Below are 6,000 nucleotides of genomic sequence, written 5' to 3'. Positions count from 1 at the left end.
GGTCGCCCGCGGGTTCCGGAACTTCGAGAACTACCGTCTACGCGCCCTGCTCGCCGCCGGCGGACACCGGCCGTGGAGAAAGACACCTACCCATGCTCATTTGTGAAGGGCCGCTTTCCCATGGTCGGAGAGGAAGGAACCCGGCTCACCGTTGCTGGTGGGCCGGGTTCTCTTCTTCTGGTGACAGGCGGCGGGATGGGGCGGGTGGTCCGGTGGGTCTTCGAACGACGCGGGTGCCCGCGCTAGGTCCGAAAGCTGCCAGGGCTAAGCCCCAGAGAGGCTCGTTCCCGGGCGCCAAAGGGACGACCAGCGCTGTCCAGATGGACGCGGGGCGCCCCGGGGGCACCGTGGCCGGAAACTGATCATCAGCCCGTCACCGGCTGCTCACCGTGCGGAGGGGCCACGGTGAGGGCCCCCGTACTCGAGCCCTGCCCCGAGACGTTCCCCGGTAATGCCACGGCCGTAACCGCCGGCATCAGACCCCCCTGACGCGGAGCACCCGGACGGCCCGAGGCGGTGTCCGGGTGGGGGAGTGGGTCTACTGGGCGGCGTAGTAGGCGTCCTTGACGGACTGGTGGATGCGGCCGCGGTCGGAGACCTCGTACCCGTTCTCCTTCGCCCAGGCCCGGATTTTCGCCGTCTCCGGGTTACCACCGGAGGAGGAACGGGGCCCGGTGGTCCGGGGGGACTTGCCCTGGGCCCGCCGGCCAGCGGCGGCGTAGGGGCGCAGGGCCTCCCGCAGCTTCTCCGCGTTAGCGGTGGAGAGGTCGATCTCGTACTGCCGGCCGTCCAGGCCGAACTGGACGGTCTCCTCCGCCGGTCCGCCTTCGAGGTCGTCTTCCAGAATGATTTTCACGCTCTGCGCCAACTCAGCACCTTCTCATTGATTTCATCATGGCTTGCACCGAAGAATATACACGGCCGCAATAGCCTAACTGAACCCACATTCCGTCAGCTAGCAGGAATCCCACCCGAAGGCCCTATTGAGAACGTTTGAGGAATCTCCTGGGTTCCTCGCACGTCTTCTACAACGAATGGCCGGCGCATGACACTAGCGCCACAGTGTCTCGTAGGTGGCCATTCCGCCGTCCTGTGTATAGATAGCCACCAAATCGAGGCTTTGAAGGGCGGGATCATCAGGGTGTGCTCGGAGTGCACTGGTGACATCCGTGAGGACGCTAGGAGCGTAGGTTTTGGTGGCGTTTGTTTCAAGGTCGGTGACAAAGGTGACGATCACGTCGTCGCCCTCAACCACCACTGTGTCCACGATGGAGGTGCCCATTTCCTGCGGCCCGTACCAGGGCTCGGCAGCCAGGTAGCGGTTTACGGCCTCTGTTGCTGTTACGGGGTCTACGGGTTCCGCAGGGGAAGCAACAGCCTCGGGGTTTGTTTCCGGCGTGGGGACCGCCTCAGGGGTTGGCATAGGCGTTGGGACAGCCTCGGGGAGAGTTGCCGCATCGCTGGGCTCCGCACGACCTTGCTCGGGAGGGTCGGCTGCTTGAGTAGCATTCTCGTCGTTGGAAGTCGCCTGGGGCTGCTGTGTAGTGATTCCGACGGCCTCCAGCGCCGGGTCCGACAAGCCGAAGGCCTTCAGTCCAATAAGCAGAGCGACGAGGATGAGGACGACCGCTACAGCGACGACCAGAACATTTCCGAGATATTTGAGAACGCGCATGGAGACTCCTAAGACTGGGGTTACTTGTCAGTATGATCGTCCCAGTAATACTTGCCCTAATCGTGCGAAGTGGTTATTACGTCGTCTCTGTCCACTGCAGGTCTGGCGGGCCACCTGTTGAGGGATTGGTAGTACTCGGTGGCTTCGGCTTGTTCGTTGAACTCCAGCAGGTTGCCGACCTTTTCCGCGAGGACTTCGCGAACCTCGGAGGGGGAGGCGAAGAAGAACTCCTTGCGGGGGTTGGCCTGGTTCAGCGCCCGTGATGCAAAGTGCTTGTGGAGTTCGTTCTCCAGGGTGACGGCGTCTTCGGAGAAGTACAGGGTGTGGATGTCGAAGCGGAAGGGCACCGCGGCGCCGCTGAGTTCGTCCACGCGTTCGGTCGGTTCCAAGCGGCGCGTGAGACCGATCTTGACCACGTCCTCACCGAATGCCCCGCGATTGGAGATGACGTAGATGTAGCCGGCTCGGATGTTGGCCGCCCGGAAGTCGTTCTGGGCGATGGCCTCGTCGATCGACTCCAAGCGGTGCTCGAGGTCAGGATCCGTGACGCCCGAGGAGCGGATGGCGTTGAGCGCGTTCAAAAGGTGAGTGCGTTCCTTATCGAGGCGGGCGCGTTCTTCGGCCAGCTCGCGTTCCACCCGGCGTTCCTCGCGCAGGCGCGCACGTTCTTCGCGTTCGGCTTCCTTCTCCTCCTGCTTCTTCATCAACCAGTCCGCGGTGAGCTCGATCTCATCGAGGCGCCGTTGGTGGAACTCGTCGCTGATGTGCATCTCCATCAGCGCCCCCAGCTTCGCGATGGAAGCCCGAGATGCCTCGAGGCGGCGCTTGGCGGTCTGGACGTTGCCCAATCTCAGGGACCTGATGCTGTTGTCGGCTTCGGCGTTGTAGGCCCGCAGCATGAGCTTGGCCAAGTCATTGGTCATCCGCCGACCCTTGGCCAGGGAGTTGTCGAAGGTAAAGGCGTTCGACTTCACGATGGCCCGGTCGGCGGCGACGAGCTCAGCGATCCGGGCCTCAAGGTCGGTGAGACGGTCGCGGAAGGCGGCGGCGTTCTCCAGGGGGTGGTGGTAATGGTAGATGCCAACGTCCTGGAGCACCCGGGCGTCGCTGAGCTCGATGAAGGGTTCGGCCGAGGAAGACGCCTCGGACAGCTGCTGCCGCAACTGGGCGTTCTCCGCTTCGAGCAGGGCGATCCGCGTGGCCTCCGGTGTCGTCGACGGTGCGGGCGGGTCGGGTGCAGGAGTCTCCTCCGCTGGTTTCGGGACAGCCTTCGTGGGCTCCGGGGCATCGGCGGGCACCCACAGTTGCCAACCTTCCGGAGGGGGCGGCCAGGAGGGGTCCGGGCTCCAGCTAGCCGGCGGACGCCACCCCGCAGGCGGCTTGGGCCAGCCCGGGGGCGGATTGAAGACCGGCGAGTCGTTGTCAGCCATCAGGAACGACGCACTCCCGCCGTGTTGGCAGCCACCAAGCCCAGAGGATTCTTCGAGACCGACGCACCGAGATACTCCAGGGTGGCCGCGGGCACAACGGACGACAGATCAATCTCGGAGAAGACCTCCCGGGCGGTGCCGACGGCCAAGAACGGAACGTAGACCCTCTTGCCGGTAGCCGGGTCGGTGGTCTGCGTGCCGACCTCCAGGGCGATGCTCTGGATGAGGCCTCGCCGGTCGGCTTCAAAGACCTCGTGCAGGGAACGCAACGCCACCTGCTGGACGATCCCCAGATACCGGTCCCTGGCGTCCTTCTGCGACAGCGCCACCGGGGTGATCTCGTCGCTGGCCCTCACATAGCGGTAGGACTTGATCGTCGGGATGGTGCTCGGCTCAGGGATCAGGACCCGCAGGGACAGTTCCGCCGTCTCGGGGTCGAACTGCGCCTCGTGCTCCACCGTGAAACCCTCGGGGTACACAGAGTTGGCCAACACGATGCCTACGTACTCCTGCACCGCCTCCACCGAGCCGTAGCCCAGATTGGCGATGAGCTGATCGAGGTCGGCGTTGTGCTCTGCGACCTCCTTCTCCCGTTCAGCACATTCGGCCTCATAGCGGGCCAGTTCCGCGGACAAAGCCCGCTTCCGGGTCTCCTCTGCTGCTGTGTGCCGAGCGGCGAGCTTCTGACGGCGGGCGGGCAATGCTCGCATTTCTTCTTCCCACTCGGCCTGTGCATGGGCGAAGTCGGTTTCGGCCTGGGCCTGCGCCTGCGCCATTTTCTGCTTCCGCCCGAATAGCCCCGCTGGCGGCGCGGGCGGCTGAAAGACCGGGGCGGGGGGATCGGGGATTGGCTGAGGGGGTGAAAGAGGCCTCCTCAAGTTCTCACGCTCAAAGGCCGCGTGGTTGACCGTCTGACGGAGCTTCTCCAGATCGACGTAATCATCCACGTCCAGGGTCGCCTCGAGAAGGCTGTCGACGCGGTCATAGACCGCCGTGAGCTCGGAGTTGAGTTCCTCCACCTCCGCCTGCCGCGAGGCTACATGGGCTGCTGCCGCCTCCTTCTCCAGTCGCTTGCGCTCAGCCTCCGATGCACGTTGCGCGGCGAGCTTTGCCCGCTCCTCGGCCTTGCGTGCCTGCTCAGTACGACGGATAGCAGCTTCCTGTTCTCGGACTGCCGCGCGCTGGCGTTGCTCAGCGAGCTTGGCCTGGTGTTGCATCTCAGCGAAAAAACCACGGCGACGTGCCACGAAAACTCCTAAAACATACGTACGAACTATCGAGGTCCTGGATATATATAAAGTCAGTCAATTTAAATAAAAAATCCACCGGATGGACGTGGTTGCTGCACGATCCATTTGAGCCCTTCTCAGGAAACGTGGCAGACGACATCGAAGACGGGCCACTAGGTCCCGTGCACAACCTCAGCTATCTCCTCGGCGATTTCAGACACAGTATTGATCGCGGTGTTGCGTGCGATCTTGTCGACGAGTGAAGGTGATTGCTTGGCGATTTCGCTGCGGGAAATCTCGTGCCAGATGGGCAGCATGCGTTGTTCGCCATTGACGCTCATGCCGATGATTCCGTCCAGCTCATACTGTGGCCAGCCCTTGGCGAAGAACGATTTGGACAGGATGACCACGCCAAAGGTGCTGTGAGCGAGGCCGTAGTCGATCTTGCGGCGCAGACTATCCCCGATGCGGAGCTCGGTCTTGTCGAGCCACACCTTAAGGTTTCGTGCATTCAGTTCAGCGGCAAGTGGTTCGGCGACGGTTTCCTTGTCCTCGCTCGCGTGTGAGATGAACACGTCCCACGTCTGTCCGTCCTCATCGGGTGCCACCGGCGGACGTTCGTGCTGGATACCGCTGAGCGAGCGAAGCGGCGCCGATTTCGCGGTGGGCAGTGGGGGAGGCTCGACCGTGGCCGAGTGGCGAACGTTCGTCCCTTTCAGGCCCATCAGGTCGATAGTGAGGTACCAATTTCCTGTCTTAGGGACTGTGATTCGGAACGGTGACTTCCGGACCAGGCCACCGGCGTAACGGTGCCGCCGGCCGTTCTTGTAGGCGTTAAAGTTTGTGCTGTCCATGAGCCGTACATTCGCGGCCGTGCTGAGCGATACGACGATAGTTGCGCCCTTCTCTAGACGGTTCCAATGGTATTTGATGAATTTCACTCCGGCCATGTGGACGTCACTTGCTCACTTTCTCGAGTAGCTCTCGCAACCGCCTCGCTCCCTTATCTGACACTCCCTGCGCCATGACATATGACGCGGCGTGTTGCGGGGCCAGCCGTCCCGTCCGCACATGGTCAGCCAGGTGAGTGCGGGCGTGCTGCTTCTCATGTGGGCCGGTCCAACCGTTGTTTCCGCCGAAGAAGACCGCATGGTCGAGGTCGCTCCGGATGTCGTCGGGGAGCGAGCTTGAGGTGGTGCTGCCATCCAACAAGTTGATTGCTGCCGCCTCGGCGGCCCACTCGGCAATCGGGAAGCGGGCAGTTTCGACGACAACGAGTGAGTGCCCGCGGGCAAGATCAAGCGCGAAATTTAGTGTCTTCTCAGTTGGGGCGTAGGCAAGAACGGGGCCGGGGTCGAAGCGCTCCTTGCCCTGCGGCGTTGCGTGTCCGCCGTGATGAACAATGTCATCCAGCGCCCCGATGCCGGTTCCGTTCTGGAACGTGTTGGTCACTAGTAGCGGCGCTACGCTTTTGACTTCGCTGCGTTGCCAGATCCAGTTCGCGGCGAGATCTGCCGCTTCGTCCCATGGCCGCTTTGGGTTGTCGTCGGGTACCCAGGCAGCCACCTGCAAGTGAGTCTTGGGATGAAACTCGACCACCGGGGACACCCTCCTACTGCAACTCATCTGGACACGAGATGATCGTCCCACGCGGCACGCCGTAGCA

6 protein-coding genes are annotated in these 6,000 nt (G+C 62.9%); all 6 read right to left on the bottom strand.

What is annotated here, in order from left to right; genetic code table 11:
• Positions 1 to 538: 538 nt before the first annotated feature.
• The 6 genes from PU704_RS17945 to PU704_RS17920 all read right to left on the bottom strand — a co-directional run bounded on the left by PU704_RS17945 (position 539) and on the right by PU704_RS17920 (position 5,933).
• Positions 539 to 868, bottom strand: a complete 330-nt coding sequence (locus tag PU704_RS17945) for a histone-like nucleoid-structuring protein Lsr2 (protein ID WP_277552232.1) — start codon at positions 866 to 868, stop codon at positions 539 to 541.
• Positions 869 to 1,051: 183 nt separating this feature from the next.
• Positions 1,052 to 1,675 carry a hypothetical protein gene (locus PU704_RS17940; RefSeq protein WP_277552231.1) on the bottom strand — a complete coding sequence of 208 codons (624 nt, stop codon included), beginning with the start codon at positions 1,673 to 1,675 and terminating at the stop codon, positions 1,052 to 1,054.
• A gap of 56 nt (positions 1,676 to 1,731) precedes the next feature.
• Complete coding sequence (locus tag PU704_RS17935) at positions 1,732 to 2,973, bottom strand: SNIPE associated domain-containing protein (protein WP_277552230.1); 1,242 nt, start codon at positions 2,971 to 2,973, stop codon at positions 1,732 to 1,734.
• Positions 2,974 to 3,104: 131 nt separating this feature from the next.
• On the bottom strand, positions 3,105 to 4,352 hold the full coding sequence (locus tag PU704_RS17930; protein WP_277552229.1) for a coiled-coil domain-containing protein: 1,248 nt from the start codon (positions 4,350 to 4,352) through the stop codon (positions 3,105 to 3,107).
• Positions 4,353 to 4,507: 155 nt separating this feature from the next.
• Positions 4,508 to 5,275: a DUF1883 domain-containing protein gene (locus tag PU704_RS17925; protein WP_277552228.1), complete on the bottom strand. Its 768-nt coding sequence runs from the start codon at positions 5,273 to 5,275 to the stop codon at positions 4,508 to 4,510.
• A 16-nt stretch (positions 5,276 to 5,291) separates the two neighbouring features.
• On the bottom strand, positions 5,292 to 5,933 hold the full coding sequence (locus PU704_RS17920) for a hypothetical protein (protein WP_277552227.1): 642 nt from the start codon (positions 5,931 to 5,933) through the stop codon (positions 5,292 to 5,294).
• Positions 5,934 to 6,000 lie beyond the last annotated feature (67 nt).

The organism is Kocuria oceani (assembly GCF_029524215.1).
GTDB classification, from domain to species: Bacteria; Actinomycetota; Actinomycetes; order Actinomycetales; family Micrococcaceae; genus Kocuria; species Kocuria oceani.
This window is presented reverse-complemented; position numbering and strand designations above follow the sequence as displayed.

Bases quoted from the DNA above. Each gene is read 5' to 3' on its own strand.
- PU704_RS17940 (WP_277552231.1), bottom strand. From the start codon at position 1,675: ATGCGCGTTCTCAAATATCTCGGAAATGTTCTGGTCGTCGCTGTAGCG.